Source organism: Mycobacterium neumannii (assembly GCF_048452905.1).
In the GTDB taxonomy this organism is placed as follows: Bacteria; Actinomycetota; Actinomycetes; order Mycobacteriales; family Mycobacteriaceae; genus Mycobacterium; species Mycobacterium neumannii_B.
Map to the genome: position 1 here is coordinate 1,075,052 of NZ_JBCGVF010000003.1, position 18,194 is coordinate 1,093,245.

Genomic DNA, 18,194 nt, shown 5'->3' on the forward strand with positions numbered 1-18,194 from the left:
AATTGTTGAAGCATGCGCAGCAATTGATTCACCGAATTTCTCGCCGCCGACGCCGGCGTCGCCCCCCCAGTCCCCTGCGCCCCGCCTGTACCAGCACGTTCCGAACGCTGGGCGACCGTCAGGTGGCCGAACCTCCGGGCACGCCGAGCTCCCGGACGAACCCGGGAGGGATCAGGACGTCGTCGGGCCCAAGATCATGTACCGACGCGCGACCCAGACCCATCAATGCAGAATCGATGCCTCCCCGCAGGACGTCGAGCACGTTCTCGACACCGGCCTGCCCGTTGGCGGCCAGACCCCACAGGTACGCCCGCCCGATCATGACCGCGCGGGCACCGAGCGCGACCGCCTTGACGACGTCGCTGCCTCGCCGGATGCCTCCGTCGAGCACCACCTCGATGTCGTCACCGACCGCCTCGACGATCGGTGGCAGGGCACGAATCGAGGCCGGCGTCCCGTCCAGGTTGTTACCGCCGTGATTGGACACCGAGATCGCTGAAACACCGGCGTCCACAGCACGTTTCGCGTCGTCGACGCGCATCACGCCCTTGAGCATGAAAGGACCGCCCCACAGCTCGCGCAGCCAGGCGATGTCCTCCCAGGTCGGCGGCGGGGTGCCCATCCACTCGCCGTACGCGGCGAAGAACGGCGGTCCCTCCTCGCCTCGCGCGGCCTGATTGGGAACCCGCAGGTTCGGCGGCCGCAGGGTCTTACCCCACTGCCACATCCAACGCGGTTTGGTCAGCCCCGTCGGGAGCATGCGCACGGTGGTGCGCAGGTCCATCTGCTCGGGGATCTTTGGGCTGCCCCAGTCTCGGCCGTGCGAGAAGCTCCAGTCCGTGGTGACGATCAGACCGACCGCACCCGCCTGCCGCGCGCGCTCGACCCGCGCCGCGATCGCATCCCGCCCGCCGAGCCAGTACACCTGGAAGAAGAGCTTGGGGTTGGCCGCGATCACCTCTTCGATCGGCTTGCTGGCGAACGAGGACAGGCCCATCGCGGTGCCGCGCGCAGCGGCCGCACGTGCGACCGCGACCTCGCCGTCCGGGTGCACCGCCTGCACGCCCGTCGGGGAGATCAGCACCGGCAGCGAAATCTCTTGTCCCATCACGGTGGTCGCGAGATCGCGCTTCTCCGTCGCGCCGACGACGTGCGGCGCGAAGCCCAACTCGGCGAACGCCTCGACGTTGTCGGAGACCGTCACGCCTTTCTCGCTGGCGGCGACGAGTGCCGAGTAGACCGGCTTGGGGAGTCGGCGCCTGGCACGCTCCTGAGCGGCGGCGACCGTTTCGAACCAGGTGTCGGCCATGATCACACCGGACTTTCGTTGCAGAGCCTCTTGGGAGGCGTCGTGAGCAGCTTCAGCATCACCGGACCCGATCGCGAGTGGTCGACGCTGGACTTCGGCTTGACCCGTTCTTGAGCCAGGGCGGGAGCGCCGTAGCCCTCCACGCACTCGGGGTCCGGACCGTCCATCGGCAGCCCGGTGAAGAACTTGGCGGCCATGCACCCGCCGCGGCAGCTGTCGTAGTGCCCGCAACTGCCGCACGCGCCGGCCGACTGCGGTTCGCGCAGCTCACGGAAGAGCGGCGCGTTCTGCCAGACATTCTGAAAACCACCGTCGGTCAAGATGTTTCCGGCGTGGAACCGGTCGTGAATGGCGAACGGGCACGCGTAGACGTCACCGACGGGATCGATCAGGCAGACGACGCGGCCGGCCCCGCACAGGTTCAGCCCGGCAAGCGCACCGGGTTCACCCAACCCGGCAAGGTGAAAGAACGAGTCGCCGGTGAGCACCCGGTCACCCTTGGCGACCAGCCAGTTGTAGAGCTGAACCTGCTGGTCGGCGGTGGGGTGCAAGTCGTCCCAGACATCGGCGCCCCGACCCGACGGCCGCAGCCGTGTGATCCGCAGTGTGGCGCCGTATTGCGCTGCAAGAGCGGCAAAGTCGTCGAGCTGGTCGACATTGTGGCGGGTCACCACCACCGAGATCTTGGCGTCCTTGAAACCGGCGTCGGCCAGGTTCTGCAGGGCCCGGGTCGCCATCGCGAACGAGCCCGCCCCGCGGACGGCGTCGTTGATCTCCGCGGTCGCGCCGTCAAGGGAGATCTGCACGTCGACGTAGTCGCTGGCCGCCAGCCGAGCCGCGACCTCTGGCGTGATGCGCACACCGTTGGTGGAGAACTTCACACCGACGTGGTGGGCGGTGGCGTAGTCGACCAGCTCCCAGAAGTCCGAACGCACGGTCGGCTCGCCGCCACCGATGTTGACGTAGAAGACCTGCATGCGCTCGAGCTCGTCGATGATGTCCTTGCACTGCGCAGTGGTCAGCTCGCGCGGGTCGCGCTTACCCGACGACGACAGGCAGTGCACGCACGCGAGGTTGCAGGCGTAGGTCAGTTCCCAGGTCAGGCAGATCGGGGCGTCGAGTCCGTGCTCGAACTGCTCGACCAGCTTCGGCACACGTACGGCTTCGGTCGATGTCATTGCGGCACCAGCATTTTCGATCGAGCAAGCACGCCGAGTGCCTGCAGGTATGGCGCCTGCTGCGCGTCGTCGATACCGACGGCACGGCAGGCGGATCGGACGTCGGGATGGTCGGACAAGGTGTTGACGACGTCGACGATGGTCCGGTTCTTCAGAAACGACAGCTTGCGCGTCCCGAAGTGGTAGAGCAGCGCCCCGAACGGCTCCGGCCGCACCGCCACCTGGTGGTGCAGCCGCCAGCCGAGCGCCGGGTCGAACGCGACGCCTTCCTCGGGCACCGCCGACGACGAGGTCACTATCAGTAGACCCCGCACATCCCGTCGATCGACACCTCTTCGACGAGCGTCTCGTTAACCAGCTCGTCGTTCTCCACCTGCTGCTTCGGTTCCATCTGGCCCTCCATGGCTGCGCCTTTCAATATCACCGGTTCTCGACAACTGTGATCGAGGTCGCAATAATATGGCATCGAGTGCCTAAATGGAAAGGGGACCCCCTATGGGTCCGGACCAGCACCGGGTGGGCCGCCGGCGCTCGACGACGTGGGACCACATCAGCAACGTGGCCATCGACCTTTTTGCCCAGAAAGGGTTCGACGACGTCAGCGTGGACGACATCGCCGAAGGCGCGGGAATCGCGCGGCGCACGCTGTTCCGCTACTACCCGTCCAAGAATGCCCTGCCCTGGGGCGATTTCGACGCTCATCTGGCCCACATGCGAAACCTGTTGGCAGATCTCGATCCTGAGGTGCCCATCGGCGAGGCACTGCGCACCGCATTGCTGGCGTTCAACAACTTCGATGCCGCCGAGACGGCGCGCCACCGGATGCGCATGCGGGTGATCCTGGAGACCGCCGCCCTTCAGGCCTACTCGATGACCATGTACGCCGGCTGGCGCGGCGTGGTCGCCGAGTTCGTCGCCAAACGCCTCGACGCCACCGCAGGCGACCTGATACCGCAGACGGTGGCGTGGACGATGCTCGGCGTCGCGCTCTCCGCGTACGAACACTGGCTGGCCGACGAGACGGTCCCGCTGGCTCAGGCGCTCGGTGCGGCGTTCGACACCGTCGCTGACGGGCTGTGGGCGCTCGATCGCTGAATCACCTCGGTGCACACGGCCACCGCGATAGCTTGGGGCGGTCGCGGAAAGGACGCCGATGGTCGAGCACAGTGCCCAGCAGAAGACGGGCCACGATCTGCTCTACGACTCCCTGTGGACCAAGGGCACGGCTTTCAGCCACGCAGACCGCCGCCAATTCGGTCTGCTGGGGCTGCTTCCTTCGGCCGAGAAGAGCCTCGAGCAGCAGACCGAACATTCATGGCGCGAGTTCAGCAGGCGCCGCGAGCCGCTGGACAGGCACATCTATCTTCGAAACCTGCAGGACCGCAACGAGACACTCTTCTACCGCGTACTGCGCGACCATATCGCCGAAACCATGCCGATCGTCTACACACCGACCGTCGGCGAGGCATGTCAGCGCTTCAGCGAGATCTACCGGCGCCCGCGCGGGTTGTTCGTCTCCTACCCCGACCGCGAGTTCCTGCGCGAGATGCTGCGCAACCGCCCGCGACGGGAGGTCGACGTCATCGTCGTCACCGACGGGCAGCGCATCCTGGGCCTGGGCGATCAGGGCATCGGCGGTATGGGTATTCCCATCGGCAAGCTCTCGCTGTACACGCTCATCGGCGGCATCGACCCGGCCCGAACGCTGCCTGTGCTGCTCGACGTCGGTACCGACAACGTAGAGCTGCTCGAGGACCCGCAATACCTCGGCTGGCGGCACCGCCGCATCGGTGACGACGAGTATTACTCGTTCATCGACGATTTCGTCACCACGGTACGCGACGAGCTGCCCGACGTCCTTCTGCAGTGGGAGGATTTCGCGACCGCGCACGCGCTGCCGATCCTTCAGCGCTACCGCGACAAGCTGCTCACCTTCAACGACGACATCCAAGGCACCGCCGCGGTCACGTTGGGCGCGCTGCACGGTGCGGCCAAAGTGGTGGGGCGCCCGCTGTCACAGCAGCAGGTGGTGATGCTGGGCGCCGGCTCGGCAGGCATCGGGGTGCTCGAGATGGTGCACCGTCAGATGGTCAGCGAGGGCTTGTCTGCTCAGCAGGCGTCGGCACAGATCTGGGTGGTCGACATCAACGGTCTGCTCACCGACGACCGCACCGACCTGTCCCCCGGTCAGCGGGCGTTCGCGCAGCCGGCCGTGCGGTTGGCGAGCTGGAGCTGGTCCGGGCCGGCTCAGCTTGCCGACGTCATCCATCACGTCGATGCCGGCGTGCTACTCGGATTGTCCACCGCGACAGGGGCATTCACCGAGAACATCGTGCGCGAGATGGCCGCCAAGGTCGATCGCCCGATCATCTTCCCGCTGTCGAACCCGACCAGCCGGGCCGAGGCCCACCCCGCCGAACTCGACACCTGGACCGGCGGACGCGCGTTGGTGGCGACAGGTTCGCCGTTCGCGCCGCTGGAACGCGACGGGGTGGAGCGGCCGATCGCCCAATGCAACAACGCCTACATCTTCCCCGCGATGGGCCTGGCCGTCACCGCGGCGCAGGCGACACGGGTGACCGACGAGATGATGCGAGCTGCGGCCGCGGCGCTCGGCGACGCGTCCCCCGCCCTCGTCGATGTCGGGGCACCGTTGCTGCCCGCGTGGTCGGACATCCCCGATGTAGCACTACGCATTGCCCAGGCCGTCGCGACACAAGCCGTCGCCGACGGCGTCGCACCCACCCGCAACCCCGACGAGCTGGCGCAGCGGATCACCGATGTGCGATGGACTCCCGAATACCGGGACTGACCGCTTCCACCGCTCTCCCGCGAGCGCTCACCCTTGTACGGTCTGCGCACCCCGAATCTGTACAACAGGGAGCGTTCGCAAAAAAAGTTCCGGCGGAACCGTCGGAGTTCGGCGCGCAACGGCGACGATAAGGGTGTGAGCGCCGAACCGAATGGCACCGACGCTCCACGGGAGCTGCTCGCGCTGTACGACGAATCCTTACCGGTGGTGTACGGATACTTCGTCCGACGCTGTGGTGACCGTGGAACCGCCGAAGACCTGACGTCGGAAACCTTTCTGGCGGCCATGGATGCCGCGAGAAAAACCGCTCCACCACCGATGACCGTGCCGTGGTTGCTCGGGGTGGCGCGCCACAAGTTGGCCGACCACTACCGGCGCCGCCACGACCGGTTCACCACGCCGGTCGCCGATCTGCCCGAACCCGTCGAGCCGCCCGACGACTGGGACGCCGAACTCGACCGCATCGTCGCCGAAAGCGTGCTGGCCAAGCTGCCCGAGCAGCACCGCACGGTTCTGGCACTGCGCTACATGGACGACTGCTCGGTGCCCGAGTGCGCCGAGCTCATCGGCCGCACGGTGCATGCGACAGAGGCGCTGCTGGTGCGGGCCCGCAAGGCGTTTCGCGCTCACTACCCGGAACCGGAAGGGAGGCAGTCGTGAACAACAGCCACGATCCACTGGCCGTGCTGCGCGGCGACGAACTTCCGGTCGCCCCCGACCCGGCTTTCACCGCCGCGCTGCGCGCCCGACTGGAGTCGGCGCTTTCTCTACCGAATCGAACCGAGGAGGTCGTCATGAGTGGAACCGATACCGCCATCGCCGAACTGTCCGAGCCGACCGTCGCGCCGACGGTCCCCCGGTCAGCCGCGCTGCCCTACCTCGCGGTGCCTGATGCGCGGCGGGCGATCGACTGGTACGTCGATGCGCTGGGGGCCACGCTGGTCGGGGAGCCGATCGTGATGGACGACGGTCGGATCGGTCACGCCGAACTGGCTCTCGCGGGCGGCATGTTCTACCTCGCCGACGAGTATCCCGAGATCGGCATGAAAGCCCCTGAGCCACAGGCTGTCTCGGTGATGCTGATGGTGGAGGTCGCCGACACCGACCGCGCATTGAGCCGGGCCCGCGACCGTGGCGCCACCGTGAGGCAGGAGACGCGAGAAGCGCACGGCTCGCGAAGTGCGGTGATCATCGATCCCTTCGGGCACAGCTGGAACCTGAGCGGCCCCGTGACCGGCGCGGTCACGCCGATCCGGCACGGCGACGTCGGGTACGTGTCGGTGTGGGTGCCCGACGCCGAACGGGCGGCCGTCTTCTACGGTCATGTGCTCGGCTGGACCTATGACCCCGCGGCGCACCAGGTGACCAACACCGACCAGCGCATCGGCATCTTCAGTGCCGCGAAACCGCAGGGCATGCTCTGCTGCTATGCGGTCGTCGATCTCGACGGTGCACGGCAGTCGATCATCAACGGCGGCGGCACCGTGGGCCGAACTCAGGAGTTCGACTTCGGTACCGTCGTCGACGCCACCGACCCCGCCGGGATGGCGTTCGCGGTCTTCCGGCCGGCTCCGGGCACGCCGCGTCCAGCCCTCAACGGCACAGGGCCGGGGGAACTTTCATACATCACCTATCAGGTTCCCGACTCCGGCGCGTTCAAGGAGTTCTACAGCAGGTTCTTGTTCTGGAGTTTCGAGCCCGGGCACGTCGACGACGGTTGGGGGGTTCGCGAGACGCATCCGATGTCCGGCGTCGCAGGCGGCAACGCCGATGCGGTGACCGTGCCGATGTGGACGGTCGACGACATCGATGCCGCGGTGGCGCGCGTGCGGGAGGCGGGCGGGACCGTCATCGACGAGCCGTCGCAGCAGTCCTACGGGAAGTCCGCGCTGTGCACCGACGACCAGGGCACCCGCTTCTACCTCGGCGAGCTTTAGGGGTCGGTCAGCCGATGAGGTCGGCGATGGGTGCGCGCGCCGCGATCTTGGCGCGCACCTTCATCACCTTGCCCGGCATGCCGCCGCCGACGACTCCGGCCACCACGCCATCACGTTCGTAGTAGGCGAGGAACTTGCGACCGTCGTCCTCGACGACGTGAACGACGTCTTCGGCCTCCGGTTCGCCGAGGCATTGGATCTTGACGTCGTACTGGTCGCTCCAGAAGTACGGCACCGAGACGGCGGTCGGCGGTTCCTGCCCCAGCATCGTCGGCACCAGGACGCGGGCTTGGTCGGCGACGTTGCTCCAATGTTCAACGCGCACTTGGTGACCGAGGTTGTGTCGCCATGACGCGACATCGCCGATGGCCCAGACGTGCGGCGCGCTGGCGCGGCCGTGGGCGTCGCAGACCACCCCGTTGTCGAGCTTGAGGCCGCTGCCTTCGAGCCAGTCGGTCGACGGGCGTGATCCGATGCCGACGACCACCAGATCCGCCTCGAGTTCGGTGCCGTCGCTGAGCACCACCGTCTCGACGCGATCCGAGCCAAGCACTTCCGAAACACCGACGCCGCAGCGGACGTCGACACCCTCGGCGCGGTGCACCCGGGCCACCAGCTCACCGATCTGCTCGCCGAGCACCGACGCCAGGGGCGCCGGTTGTGGCTCCACCAACGCGACCTCGACGCCGAGCTTGCGTAGGCTCGCCGCCACCTCGCAGCCGATGAACCCGGCTCCGACGACGACGGCGCGACGAGCCGAACCGGCCTCCTGCCGAAGGGCCACACTCTCGTCGTAGTTGCGCAGCACGTGGATTCCCGCGAGGTCGGGGAAGGACGGAATACGCTTGGGCACCAGTCCCGTAGCGATGATGAGTTCGGCGTAGGGCAACTCGGCGCCGTCGGCGAGCGTCAACGTCTGGGCGGCCGTGTCGACAGACCGCGCGCCGTTGCCCAGCAGCACGGTGATGTCGTTCTCCTCGTAGAACTCCGCGGGCTTGAGGCTGACGTCGTCGGTCTCGGAGCGCAGCACCTCCTTCGACAGCGGGGGCCGATCGTATGGCAGATGGTCCTCGTCGCTGACGATCGTGACCGGACCGCTGTATTCCGACCGGCGCAACTGTTCGGCGGTGCGGGCGGCCGCGAGTCCGCCGCCGACGATGACGATGCCCGCTGATGTGGTCATGGGCAGTTTCTTACACGATCCCTACGGCCTTTTGTCCGCCACCCCGGGCAATGGTGCTCAGCCGCGATCGCGGTCGATGACGTTGGTCAGCACGACGACGCTCTCACTGCGCTCGACGTGGGCGGCCGAACGGATGCGCTCCAACGCCTCCTCGAGGTGGCGCATGTCGCGCGCCACGACGTGCAGGATCGCGTCGGCGGTGCCGGTGACGGTGGCCGCGCTGATGACTTCGGGGATGTCGATCCACGCCGCCCGCAATTGTTCTGGGGCAATGGTTCCGTGACGGAACACCTGCACGTACGCCTCGGTGGTCCAGCCCAGCGCGGCCCGGTCGACAACGGTCGTGAAGCCGCGGATGACGCCGTTGTCGAGCATGCGGTCGACCCGGCGTTTCACCGCGGGCGCGGACAGATTGACCCGCTCCCCGATCTCGGCGTAGGTCGCGCGCGCGTCATCGGTCAGCGCCGCGAGGATCTGTTCGTCGGTCGCGTCGAGGCGGTCCACGGTCACCTCCGCACAATGAATCACCGCTTGACGCCACTGTACACAACAAATTGCTGCTGGACACGCAACAAACAGCAATAGATTGCAGCAGAGACCCTCTCTACCGTTGATCCATGACGTCTTTCAGTGTCGCTACGGCCTCCGAGGCGGGCCGCCACCGCCGTCGTGAAGCCCGTGCGCGCCACTACGTCATGACCCCGCCGGCACACTTCGCCGTCGAGTACTCGATCAACCCGTGGATGGACATCGAGACGCCCGTCGACACCGCGCTGGCCCTCATCCAGTGGGAGACGTTGAGGCGCACGTATCAAGCACTCGGGCACATCGTCGACCTCGTCGAGCCGGTATCCGGACTGCCTGACATGGTGTACGCCGCCAACGGCGGCCTGGTGGTCGGTGCTACAGCGGTGGTCGCGAATTTCGCCTACCCGCAGCGCGCGGGCGAGGCGGTCGCGTACGGAGATTGGATGGTCCGCCATGGATACGAACCCGTATGGACACGCCACACCAACGAAGGCCAGGGCGACCTTCTGGTCGCCGGTTCGATCCTGTTGGCTGGTTACGGGTTTCGGACGGATCGCCGTGCGCACGGCGAGATCGCGCAGTGGCTGGGGCGACCCACGTACAGCTTCGAGTTGGTCGATCCCCGTTTCTACCACCTCGATACCGCCCTCGCGGTGCTCGACGACACCACGGTGGCGTACTACCCGCCCGCGTTCAGCAACGCCTCGCGGGTAAGCCTGCGAACGCTGTTCCCCGACGCGATCGAGGTGGCCAGTTCCGACGCCTACGCCTTCGGCCTCAACGTGGTGTCCGACGGGCGCAACGTCGTGCTGCCGGCCGCGGCGACCGGCTTCGCCGCCCAACTGCGCGACGCCGGGTTCAACCCCGTCGGCGTCGACCTCTCCGAACTGCTCAAGGGCGGCGGATCGATCAAATGCTGCACGTTGGAGGTGCATTCGTGACCACGCTGGAATCGACGGGCGCCGCGATCGCGATCGACGACCACTGTGTGGCGCACAACTACGCGCCGCTCCCGGTCGTGGCGGCCAGTGCCGAGGGCGCGTGGATCACCGATGTGCAGGGCCGCCGCTACCTGGACTGCCTGGCCGCATACTCGGCGGTCAACTTCGGCCACTGCAATCCGGAGATCACCGCGGTCGCACACGCGCAACTGGACACCGTGACGTTGGTCAGCCGCGCGTTCCACTCCGACCGACTCGCACCCTTCTGTGCGGCCCTGGCCGAGCTCTGCGGCAAGAACATGGTGCTGCCGATGAACAGCGGTGCCGAAGCGGTCGAGAGCGGAATCAAGGTGGCCCGCAAATGGGGCACCGACGTCAAGGGCGTCCCCGCCAACGCGGCGAATATCGTGGTGGCGCACAACAACTTCCATGGGCGGACCACCACCATCGTCAGCTTCTCCGACGACGAGACGGCCCGTCGCGGCTTCGGCCCGTACACCCCCGGATTCCGCGCCGTGCCGTTCGGTGACGCCGACGCCTTCGCCGATGCGATCGACGACAACACCGTCGCTGTGCTGATCGAACCGATCCAGGGTGAGGCGGGAATCATCGTTCCGCCCGACGACTTCCTGCCGCGCCTGCGGTCGCTGTGCTCACAGCGCAACGTGCTGTTGATCGCCGACGAGATCCAGTCCGGGCTGGCCCGCACCGGAACGACCTTCGCCTGCGAGCACTGGGGCGTGGTTCCCGATGTCTACCTGCTCGGAAAGGCGCTCGGCGGAGGCGTGATGCCGTTGTCGGCGGTGGTGGCCGACTCCGGCATCCTCGGTGTACTGCATCCCGGCGAGCACGGCTCCACTTTCGGGGGAAATCCGCTGGCCGCCGCGCTCGGCTCGACGGTGGTGGCGATGTTGCAGCGTGGCGAGTTCCAGTGCCGCTCAGCCGCACTCGGCGCGCACATGCACCAGAGGTTGCGGCAGTTGATCGGCCATGGTGTCACCGCGGTCCGCGGCAGGGGTCTGTGGGCCGGCGTCGACGTCGATCGGGGCTCGGGTACGGCCAAAGATGTCAGCGTGCGCTTGGCGCGCCGCGGCGTCCTCGTCAAGGACACCCATGGTTCGACCCTGCGGTTCGCCCCTCCACTGGTGATCACCGACGACGAGATCGACTGGGCCGTCGACCAGTTCGCCGCCGTCCTGGCTGGCTAGCTTCAGTGCTTCATGGCGCCGCGGTCGACGGCGATCTGACTGCCGGAGAGCGTCTTCGATCCGTCACCGGCGAGCCACGCGACGACGTCGGCCACTTCCTCGGGTTCCATGAAGCCCTGCAGACCCTTGTTCTCCTCGTCGAGCGGGTTGTACGGCATCGGCGCGAAGCTGTGCAGATAGCTCGGATGCTTGGCGAAGATCGCCATCATCGCGTCCTTCTCGACCATCGGCGTCTCGATGGAGTACGGATGGATCGAGTTCACCCGGATTCCGAACTCGCCGGCCTCGATCGCCAACGAGTTGGTGAGCGCGGTCAGACCGTGCTTGGACGCCGCGTAATGCGCGTTGCCCGGTGTCGCCTTCAGCCCGGCCGACGAACTGACGATGATGACCGATCCGCCGTTGCCCGCCGCGATCATCGCGGGCAGCGCCGCCCGGATGGTGCGCCACGTCCCGTTCAGATTGACGTCGATGACGGTGTCCCACTGCTCTTCCGACATCTCCCAGATGCGGCCCCAGCTGAGCACACCCGCATTGGCGACCAGGATGTCGAGCCGGCCGAACTGCTCGACGCCGTCGGCCACCACCTGCTGCAGCGCGGCCAGGTCCCGGATGTCGACCTCGCGAGCGAGCACTTTGCGGCCCGTCGCTTCAACCGCGCGCACCGTCTCGGCGAGTTCTTCGGATGTTCCCATCGGGTAGGTGATGGTCTCCGATATCGGGGCGCAGATGTCGACCGCGATGATGTCGGCGCCCTCGCTGGCCAGTCGGACCGCGTGCGCCCGGCCCTGGCCGCGTGCGGCCCCGGTGATGAAGGCCACTCGGCCTTCCAGTGGTCGGTTGATCGCCGTCACCGCTGCTCCTTCCGGGAACCTGCCTCACCGCGAGCGACCGTGTCTGTACACGACACGCCGCCCCGGCGCGGACATTCGCGGTCGCTCGCCGGAGGTGAGAGCCCTCCGACAGGCTAACAGCCGAACTGAAACGTGTTCTAGAAGCCCGCGTGACTTCGGGTCGAGGCTAGAGGTCAGCGATTATCTGCTGGCGCTTCGCCGAGTACTCGTCCTCGGAGATCGACCCCATCGCGCGCAGCGTCTCGAGTTCCTGCAGGCGCTGCGCGGTCGACGGTTGAGGGGGCGCGATGGAGGCCGCCGCTGACGGTGCGGAGGGAGGCGGCGGCGCTGCGGCGGCCCGCGTCTGGTGAGCGGCAGCCCGACGGACCACCTCCTGAACCTGTTGGCGCGCAGCGGGATTCGATCGCAGGTCGACCATGTTGTTGAGACCGATGTTGTTGGCCTTGAGGATTTGCAGGATCTCCATCAGCGGTTCGGCTTGACCGGTCAGGTCGTATGTCCTGTTGTCCTCGGCGATGGTGAAGGTGGCGGGCATCATCCCGCTGACCAAGCCGCTTCGCTCCCAATCGATCTGATACTCGCTCGTCATCGGGTCGACCAGCGCGACGAGCTTCCGGTTGGTGATCATCGGCAGCCTCGAAATAGAGGCGATCACCCGATCCTGGCTGGCGAACGGCACGATACCGGGACCCGAAATCTGCAGGTCCAGCTTCACCAACGGTTGTTCGTTGATCCGCGTTCCGGTTTCGTGGATGCCGGTGACTTGGGCAAGCGCCAGCACTCCCGTCTGTTCGAGTTCGGCGGTTCTGGCGGCCGATCGGGCTCCCCCCGCGGTGATCGCCAGCGCGATCAGCACATCGGCGGCGGTGATCAGCAGCCCTGTCCAGAACATCCACTTCAGCATCGGGTCGCCGCCCGTGGCGAAGTAGATCACCAGGAAGATCGGCCCGACGATCCCGCACAGCAGCACGAAGGCCTGGACTTTGATGTAACGCCACAACATCGCCTGTCACGCTCCCATCGTCGGCGGTCTGCGTGTCAGATTATCGCCAATTGACCGTCTGGGAGCCGTATCGTCGGGCGATGCCGTCGGGATCAGACGCCCGGTCGCGATGGACCTCGCGATCGGGACCCGTGTCATCACCGAGTCTTTCGATGAATCGGCGCCACGGCGCATCGACGTGGCCGGGCTGGCTCCCATCGGCACCGGAATCGGATTGTTCACCTTGACCTTTGACCGCGCACCCGGCTAGGGGGCTCTCGGTGACGATGCTGATCGCGTTCTCCGGATCACTGCTTGCGCTGGCCGCGTTCGTCGTCGTCGAGAACAGAGTCCGGTGGCCGCTGGTTGATCTGTGGCTGGTCCGCAACGCGAGATTCGCGATTCTGGTGATGGCCGGCGCGGTCGCAAACATCGGTAATGTGCGACGACGGCCGTCGCCGCCCAGAGCCTCTACGCACTCGCCGGATCCCGCGGGTGGGCGCAGTATCTCGCGCTCAGCGCGGTCTGACGCTCGGTCTGGTCTATGCGTTCACGACTGTCGCGACGCAGGCGGTGGTGCGTACCGAACGGGCCGGAGAGGCCGCCGGGATCACGCTGACAGTATTGGTATCGCTGGCCGGTGTCGGCATTGCGGTGACGTTGACCGTACTGGAAATGCTGCAACACAATGAAATACCGCGCCGCGTGCAATCGACGCCATACTTGCCGTGCTCGGGGTGCTACTCATAGCCGCAGGCGCGGTCGTGCTGTGGACCGCCCGGGGATCGGTTACGCGCTCGGCGCCGTCGCAGCCATCGGTGTCGCCGCGGCCAGCGGGATGACCGGAAGGGCCTCGGGCGCATCAGGTGTGACGGGGCCGGGGCCGATGAGTTGATACAGCGGCTGAGTCCAGCGGTATCCACCGGAAGACTTCGTGTAGCTGGTGTGGATGAGTGTCGCGACCTTCGACACTTCTTCTGCGTCGGGGTCGTAGTCGCAGACCGCGTCGCCGAGCTCACACACGCTGATCGTGCGTGCGCCGATGGCCGGCGGGAGCGGCTTGGGTGCGTGGGCGAGAATCGGCCAGTCCTGCGCGACTCCCTTGCCTGCGCCGGGGACGCTGGTAACCGAGCCGATGTTGATGGTCGGGTCGGCGGGCAGGCGGTCACCGTCGGCGATCAGCAACGCGGCCACCACGTTCGGGTTCGTCCCGGCGGCGTGCAGATTGCGGTGCACCACCATCGCGCCCTGCGAATAGCCGGCGAGCACCACCTTTGACTCCGGGCAACGCTGGATGAACGCCGTGTACTGCGACTCGAGAGCGGCTGCGCCGGTGTCGACGCTGCCCATGAAGCCGAGCCACTCTCCGACGCCGCCGTCGTCATCGGGCACCGCGATCGCGGGGTATGCGACGGCCTCGGCCGTCATCGTCCGCCTGTCGGCGGTCACCAGCTGCTGCACGTCGAGGTAGGACTGGTAGATGTCATCGCCCATTCCGGCATTCGAGCTCAGGTCGCCGTCGCGCTGTCCCGACCCCGCGGCGCCGAACCAGTGCACATCGGGGCAGCCGGGTGCGGCCTGAGCCGAAGCCGCGGAAAGCCCTGCGAATGCGGCGCCCGCGATCGCGGCGGCGCTGACGAGCGCGGTGAGACGACCGAACATGAACCCTTACCCTTCTTCACCCCGACCAGGGCATACGCGAAGTACATCGTCGCGGCGCCCGCGGGCGTTACTCCCCATATACGACGAAAGCGGCGCCCACCCGAAAGGTGAGCGCCGCTTTGCGACTGGCTTCACATCATTTGACGATCTTGGTGACCCGGCCGGCGCCGACGGTACGGCCGCCCTCGCGAATCGCGAAGCGCAGACCCTCGTCCATGGCGACGGGCTGGATCAGCTTGACCGAGATGTCGGTGTTGTCGCCGGGCATCACCATCTCGGTGCCCTCCGGCAGCGTCACGACGCCGGTCACGTCCGTGGTGCGGAAGTAGAACTGCGGACGGTAGTTGTTGAAGAACGGCGTGTGCCGGCCGCCCTCGTCCTTGGACAGGATGTAGACCTGGCCCTCGAACTCGGTGTGCGGCGTGGTGGTGCCGGGCTTCACGACGACCTGACCGCGCTCGACGTCCTCACGCTTGATGCCGCGCAGCAGCAGACCGACGTTGTCGCCGGCCTGGCCCTGGTCGAGCAGCTTGCGGAACATCTCGACACCGGTGACCGTGGTCTTGGTGGTGCCCGGGCGGATGCCGACGATCTCGACTTCCTCGTTCACGTTGACCACGCCACGCTCGACGCGACCGGTGACCACGGTGCCGCGGCCGGTGATGGTGAAGACGTCCTCGACAGGCATCAGGAACGGCTTGTCGGTCTCGCGGACGGGGTCCGGGATCGACTCGTCGACTGCCTGCATGAGCTCGACGATCGACTCGACCCACTTCTCGTCGCCCTCGAGCGCCTTCAGCGCCGAGACCTTGATGACAGGGGCGTCCTCGTCGAAGTCCTGGGCGGCCAGCAACTCGCGGACCTCGAGCTCCACGAGCTCGAGCAGCTCCTCGTCGTCGACCGCGTCGGCCTTGTTCAGCGCGACCAGGATGTAGGGTACGCCGACCTGACGGGCGAGCAGCACGTGCTCACGCGTCTGCGGCATCGGGCCGTCGGTCGCCGCGACCACTAGGATCGCGCCGTCCATCTGGGCGGCACCGGTGATCATGTTCTTGATGTAGTCAGCGTGACCGGGGGCATCGACGTGCGCGTAGTGGCGCTTGTCGGTCTGGTACTCCACGTGGGAGATGTTGATCGTGATGCCGCGCTGACGCTCCTCAGGCGCATTGTCGATCTGGTCGAATGCGCGCGACTCGTTCAACTCCGGGAACTTGTCGTGCAGCACCTTGGTGATTGCTGCGGTCAGCGTCGTCTTGCCGTGGTCAACGTGACCGATGGTCCCGATGTTGACGTGCGGCTTCGTCCGCTCGAACTTCGCCTTCGCCACTGTGTGGTCCTCCTGGACTGTTAGTGCTTGTCTAAAGCAGTGTTGATCTTTGCAGTTGTTTGTCGCCGCGAACCAACCGGGGTTACTGCCCGGTCGCCTTCGCGATGATCTCCTTCGACACGGCCGCCGGAACTTCGGCGTACGAGTCGAACACCATGGAGTAGTTAGCCCGGCCCTGGGTCTTCGACCGAAGGTCGCCGACGTAGCCGAACATCTCCGACAGCGGTACCAGCGCCTTGACGACGCGGGCACCCGATCGCTCCTCCATGGCCTGGATCTGACCACGGCGGGAGTTCAGGTCACCGATCACTTCACCCATGTAGTCCTCGGGTGTGGTCACTTCGACCGCCATGATCGGCTCGAGGATCACCGGCTGCGCAGCCTGTGCCGCTTTCTTCAGCACCTGCGAACCTGCGACCTTGAAGGCCATTTCCGACGAGTCCACCTCGTGGTAGGCGCCGTCGAGCAGCGTGACCTTGAGGTTGACCAGCGGGTAGCCGGCCAGCACGCCGTACTGCATCGCGTCCTGGGCGCCGGCGTCGACCGACGGGATGTACTCGCGCGGGATACGCCCGCCGGTGACCTTGTTCTCGAACTCGTAGGTCGCCCCGTCCTCGCCGGTGAACGGCTCGAGGTCGATGATGACCTTCGCGAACTGGCCCGAACCACCCGTCTGCTTCTTGTGGGTGAACTCGACCTTCTCGACCTTGCGCTTGATGGTCTCGCGGTAGGCCACCTGCGGCTTGCCGACGTTGGCCTCGACCTTGAACTCGCGCTTCATCCGGTCGACGAGGATGTCGAGGTGAAGCTCGCCCATACCGCCGATGACGGTCTGGCCGGTCTCCTGGTCCAGGTGGACCTTGAACGTCGGGTCCTCTTCGGCCAGCTTCTGAATCGCCGTGCCCAGCTTCTCCTGGTCGCTCTTGGTCTTGGGCTCAATGGCCACCTCGATGACCGGATCCGGGAACGTCATCGACTCGAGCACGATCTGCTCGTTGGCGTCCGACAGGGTGTCACCGGTGGTGGTGTCCTTGAGACCGATCACCGCATAGATGTGCCCCGCGGAGGCCCGCTCGACGGGGTTCTCCTTGTTGGCGTGCATCTGGAACAGCTTGCCCAGCCGCTCCTTCTTGCCCTTGGTTGAGTTGATGACCTGCGAACCGGACTCGACGGTGCCGGAGTAGACGCGAACGTAGGTCAGCTTGCCGAAGAACGGGTGCACCGCGATCTTGAACGCGAGCGCCGAGAACGGCTCGTCGGTGGACGGCTTGCGGCTGATGGCCTCGTCCTCTTTGCCGGGCACGTGACCCTGCACAGACTCAACGTCCAGCGGCGACGGCAAATAGTCGATGACCGCGTCGAGCATGGGCTGCACACCCTTGTTCTTGAACGCGCTGCCGCACAGCACCGGGTACAGCTCCGAGTTCACGGTCAGCTTGCGGATCGCGGCCTTGATCTCGTCGACCGAGATCTCCTCGCCGCCGACGTACTTGTCCAGCAGCTCCTCGTCGGTCTCGGCGACCGCTTCGAGCAGCTTGGTGCGGTACTCCTCGGCCTTCTCGGCCAGGTCGGCGGGGATGTCCTCGACCTCGTACTTCTCACCGAGGGCGGTCTCGCCGCGCCACACCTTGGCGCGCATCTCGACCAGGTCGACGACGCCGATGAAGTCGTTCTCCGCGCCGATCGGCAGCTGAATGACGAGGGGAGTCGCACCCAGCCTTTCCTGGATGGTGCGCACGGTGAAGTAGAAGTCTGCGCCCAGCTTGTCCATTTTGTTGACGAAGCAGATGCGCGGCACGTCGTACTTGTCGGCCTGCCGCCACACCTGCTCGGACTGCGGCTCCACGCCCTCTTTGCCGTCGAACACCGCGACGGCGCCGTCGAGCACACGCAGGCTGCGCTCCACCTCGACGGTGAAGTCGACGTGGCCGGGGGTGTCGATGATGTTGATCTGGTTGTCATTCCAGAAACAGGTGACAGCCGCGGAGGTGATGGTGATACCGCGCTCCTGCTCCTGCTCCATCCAGTCGGTGGTCGAAGCGCCGTCGTGCGTCTCACCGATCTTGTAGTTGACACCGGTGTAGTACAGGATGCGTTCGGTCGTCGTGGTCTTACCGGCATCGATGTGCGCCATGATGCCGATGTTGCGGACCTTGTTCAGGTCGGTAAGCACGTCCTTCTGTGCCACAGAAGTCTTCTCTTTCGCTTGGTAGTTGCTGTTGTCATTTCGCCCCGGCAACACCGCTCTGTGCCATGTCGTCGCTCGCGACTCC

18 protein-coding genes are annotated in these 18,194 nt (G+C 66.4%); 7 read left to right on the top strand and 11 right to left on the bottom strand.

Annotated features, from left to right (window positions below; genetic code table 11):
- Positions 1-118: 118 nt before the first annotated feature.
- From mftD to mftA, 4 genes are read right to left on the bottom strand one after another with little or no spacing between them, the layout of a single operon-like run.
- Positions 119-1,309 (bottom strand): pre-mycofactocin synthase MftD, encoded by a 1,191-nt coding sequence (mftD, locus tag AAHH99_RS11545; RefSeq protein ID WP_418768734.1) that lies wholly within the window; start codon positions 1,307-1,309, stop codon positions 119-121.
- 2 nt (positions 1,310-1,311) lie between these two features.
- A complete protein-coding gene (gene mftC / locus AAHH99_RS11550) occupies positions 1,312-2,487 on the bottom strand; it encodes a mycofactocin radical SAM maturase (RefSeq protein WP_418768735.1) in 1,176 nt (391 codons plus the stop codon).
- Positions 2,484-2,801 (bottom strand): mycofactocin biosynthesis chaperone MftB, encoded by a 318-nt coding sequence (gene mftB / locus AAHH99_RS11555; RefSeq protein WP_418768736.1) that lies wholly within the window; start codon positions 2,799-2,801, stop codon positions 2,484-2,486. The genes mftC and mftB overlap by 4 nt, the downstream gene beginning before the upstream one ends.
- Positions 2,786-2,878, bottom strand: coding sequence for a mycofactocin precursor MftA (gene mftA, locus AAHH99_RS11560; protein ID WP_418768737.1), 93 nt, complete (start codon positions 2,876-2,878; stop codon positions 2,786-2,788). The genes mftB and mftA overlap by 16 nt, the downstream gene beginning before the upstream one ends.
- Positions 2,879-2,982: 104 nt before the next feature.
- On the opposite strand from mftA, the gene mftR reads away from it, so the two are divergent.
- The 4 genes from mftR (at position 2,983) to AAHH99_RS11580 (ending at position 7,236) form a co-directional block, all read left to right on the top strand.
- The gene (gene mftR, locus AAHH99_RS11565; RefSeq protein ID WP_418768738.1) at positions 2,983-3,582 is read left to right on the top strand and encodes a mycofactocin system transcriptional regulator; all 600 of its coding nucleotides are present in this window, start codon (positions 2,983-2,985) and stop codon (positions 3,580-3,582) included.
- A 58-nt stretch (positions 3,583-3,640) separates the two neighbouring features.
- Entirely contained in the window at positions 3,641-5,299 is a 1,659-nt protein-coding gene (locus AAHH99_RS11570) for an NAD-dependent malic enzyme (RefSeq protein ID WP_418768739.1), read from the top strand.
- A 135-nt stretch (positions 5,300-5,434) separates the two neighbouring features.
- On the top strand, positions 5,435-5,959 hold the full coding sequence (locus AAHH99_RS11575) for an RNA polymerase sigma factor (RefSeq protein ID WP_418768740.1): 525 nt from the start codon (positions 5,435-5,437) through the stop codon (positions 5,957-5,959).
- A complete protein-coding gene (locus tag AAHH99_RS11580) occupies positions 5,956-7,236 on the top strand; it encodes a VOC family protein (RefSeq protein ID WP_418768741.1) in 1,281 nt (426 codons plus the stop codon). The genes AAHH99_RS11575 and AAHH99_RS11580 overlap by 4 nt, the downstream gene beginning before the upstream one ends.
- A gap of 7 nt (positions 7,237-7,243) precedes the next feature.
- Here the strand turns inward: AAHH99_RS11580 and AAHH99_RS11585 are convergent, their stop codons facing one another.
- Complete coding sequence (locus AAHH99_RS11585) at positions 7,244-8,419, bottom strand: NAD(P)/FAD-dependent oxidoreductase (protein WP_418768742.1); 1,176 nt, start codon at positions 8,417-8,419, stop codon at positions 7,244-7,246.
- Between the two features lie 57 nt (positions 8,420-8,476).
- Positions 8,477-8,923: an Lrp/AsnC family transcriptional regulator gene (locus tag AAHH99_RS11590; protein WP_418769598.1), complete on the bottom strand. Its 447-nt coding sequence runs from the start codon at positions 8,921-8,923 to the stop codon at positions 8,477-8,479.
- A 113-nt stretch (positions 8,924-9,036) separates the two neighbouring features.
- On the opposite strand from AAHH99_RS11590, the gene ddaH reads away from it, so the two are divergent.
- Together ddaH and rocD are read left to right on the top strand one after the other, a co-directional pair.
- The gene (ddaH, locus tag AAHH99_RS11595; protein WP_418768743.1) at positions 9,037-9,888 is read left to right on the top strand and encodes a dimethylargininase; all 852 of its coding nucleotides are present in this window, start codon (positions 9,037-9,039) and stop codon (positions 9,886-9,888) included.
- Entirely contained in the window at positions 9,861-11,096 is a 1,236-nt protein-coding gene (rocD, locus tag AAHH99_RS11600; protein WP_418768744.1) for an ornithine--oxo-acid transaminase, read from the top strand. Before ddaH ends, rocD begins: the two co-directional genes overlap by 28 nt.
- Positions 11,097-11,098: 2 nt before the next feature.
- On the opposite strand, the gene AAHH99_RS11605 is transcribed toward rocD, so the two are convergent.
- Positions 11,099-11,950, bottom strand: a complete 852-nt coding sequence (locus tag AAHH99_RS11605) for a mycofactocin-coupled SDR family oxidoreductase (RefSeq protein ID WP_418768745.1) — start codon at positions 11,948-11,950, stop codon at positions 11,099-11,101.
- A 166-nt stretch (positions 11,951-12,116) separates the two neighbouring features.
- The gene (locus AAHH99_RS11610) at positions 12,117-12,953 is read right to left on the bottom strand and encodes an SHOCT domain-containing protein (RefSeq protein ID WP_418768746.1); all 837 of its coding nucleotides are present in this window, start codon (positions 12,951-12,953) and stop codon (positions 12,117-12,119) included.
- A 109-nt stretch (positions 12,954-13,062) separates the two neighbouring features.
- On the opposite strand from AAHH99_RS11610, the gene AAHH99_RS11615 reads away from it, so the two are divergent.
- Entirely contained in the window at positions 13,063-13,203 is a 141-nt protein-coding gene (locus AAHH99_RS11615) for a hypothetical protein (RefSeq protein WP_418768747.1), read from the top strand.
- A 518-nt stretch (positions 13,204-13,721) separates the two neighbouring features.
- Here AAHH99_RS11615 and AAHH99_RS11620 read toward each other — a convergent pair.
- From AAHH99_RS11620 to fusA, 3 genes are all read right to left on the bottom strand, one after another.
- Positions 13,722-14,594 carry a cutinase family protein gene (locus AAHH99_RS11620; RefSeq protein WP_418768748.1) on the bottom strand — a complete coding sequence of 291 codons (873 nt, stop codon included), beginning with the start codon at positions 14,592-14,594 and terminating at the stop codon, positions 13,722-13,724.
- A 136-nt stretch (positions 14,595-14,730) separates the two neighbouring features.
- Entirely contained in the window at positions 14,731-15,921 is a 1,191-nt protein-coding gene (tuf, locus tag AAHH99_RS11625; RefSeq protein ID WP_418768749.1) for an elongation factor Tu, read from the bottom strand.
- Between the two features lie 82 nt (positions 15,922-16,003).
- Positions 16,004-18,109, bottom strand: a complete 2,106-nt coding sequence (gene fusA, locus AAHH99_RS11630; RefSeq protein WP_418768750.1) for an elongation factor G — start codon at positions 18,107-18,109, stop codon at positions 16,004-16,006.
- Positions 18,110-18,194 lie beyond the last annotated feature (85 nt).

Coding starts and splice junctions, on each gene's coding strand:
- ddaH (WP_418768743.1), top strand. CDS start 9,037: ATGACGTCTTTCAGTGTCGCTACGGCCTCCGAGGCGGGCCGCCACCGC.
- mftC (WP_418768735.1), bottom strand. CDS start 2,487: ATGACATCGACCGAAGCCGTACGTGTGCCGAAGCTGGTCGAGCAGTTC.
- mftA (WP_418768737.1), bottom strand. CDS start 2,878: ATGGAACCGAAGCAGCAGGTGGAGAACGACGAGCTGGTTAACGAGACG.
- AAHH99_RS11620 (WP_418768748.1), bottom strand. CDS start 14,594: ATGTTCGGTCGTCTCACCGCGCTCGTCAGCGCCGCCGCGATCGCGGGC.
- rocD (WP_418768744.1), top strand. CDS start 9,861: ATGCTGCACGTTGGAGGTGCATTCGTGACCACGCTGGAATCGACGGGC.
- AAHH99_RS11610 (WP_418768746.1), bottom strand. CDS start 12,953: ATGTTGTGGCGTTACATCAAAGTCCAGGCCTTCGTGCTGCTGTGCGGG.
- AAHH99_RS11585 (WP_418768742.1), bottom strand. CDS start 8,419: ATGACCACATCAGCGGGCATCGTCATCGTCGGCGGCGGACTCGCGGCC.
- AAHH99_RS11570 (WP_418768739.1), top strand. CDS start 3,641: ATGGTCGAGCACAGTGCCCAGCAGAAGACGGGCCACGATCTGCTCTAC.
- AAHH99_RS11615 (WP_418768747.1), top strand. CDS start 13,063: ATGGACCTCGCGATCGGGACCCGTGTCATCACCGAGTCTTTCGATGAA.
- mftD (WP_418768734.1), bottom strand. CDS start 1,309: ATGGCCGACACCTGGTTCGAAACGGTCGCCGCCGCTCAGGAGCGTGCC.
- mftR (WP_418768738.1), top strand. CDS start 2,983: ATGGGTCCGGACCAGCACCGGGTGGGCCGCCGGCGCTCGACGACGTGG.